This is a genomic window from Haloferax sp. AB510 (assembly GCF_024136985.1).
Taxonomy (GTDB): domain Archaea; phylum Halobacteriota; class Halobacteria; order Halobacteriales; family Haloferacaceae; genus Haloferax.
The window spans coordinates 1-805 of the sequence record NZ_JAMYJY010000224.1; the positions used below are offsets into that span (position 1 = coordinate 1).

Sequence of the window (805 nt, forward strand, 5' to 3'; positions counted from 1 at the left end):
GTCGCCGACCTCCGCCGAGGGGCCGCGGAACACGACGGCCGCGACGGCGAGCGCCGCCGGCGACGCGAGGTCGACGCCGAGCGTCGTTCGCGCAAGCGAGCGTTCGACCGGCAATCGTGACTGTGTACTCGTCATGGTTGTCGAGCGCGCACCCGCCGACGCGATGCCGAAACAAGGGGGGTGCGTCGGATGGGGTGCCGCTTGTCGAAGCGGTCAACGGTGACGACACCGGGCAGGCTAAGCCACCGAAGGGTGCTATCGAATCGAAGACGACGGGTAGCGGTTGGCCGCTTCGTGCGCCGTGGAACACGGCAATCAGGGCTTTCGCGTGGACGCTTATAGTCTTTTTCAAGTACTAACTTCTCGAAACAACCGACAACCACTAAGCGATTGCCAAACCGAAAACGACACCGCGACTGACCGAACACAGCACACCGATGAACCGCGATTCCGTTTCCCGTCTCACTCGTATCGCCACCGCGCTCGGAGCCGTCCTCGTCCTCGCCGGACTCGCCGTGCAGGTCACGACGCTCAGACTCGGACTGCCGCACCTCCCGTGGGAGCTCCAAGCCGCGAGCGACGCCGAGGTGCTGGGCGTCGGTCTCTGGTGGGTCGCCGTCGCAACTCGGCTCGTCGGACCGCGGCGCGCTCGGCGACGCGTCGGCCCGGAACGCGACCCCGAACGCGACGCGGTCTTCGTCACCCGCGGACTGCTCGACGCGCTGGTGGACCGGGCGGCTCGCGCCGAACCGAGTCGGGAATCGCTGTCGCTCGGAACGACCGCCGCGGCCGAGTTGGACGGGGC

General features: G+C 67.7%; 1 pseudogene. It reads left to right on the forward strand.

Annotation, left to right across the window (positions count from 1 at the left end):
* Window positions 1-437: 437 nt before the first annotated feature.
* A pseudogene (locus NKF06_RS20700) lies at window positions 438-805 on the forward strand (hypothetical protein); the annotation flags it as partial.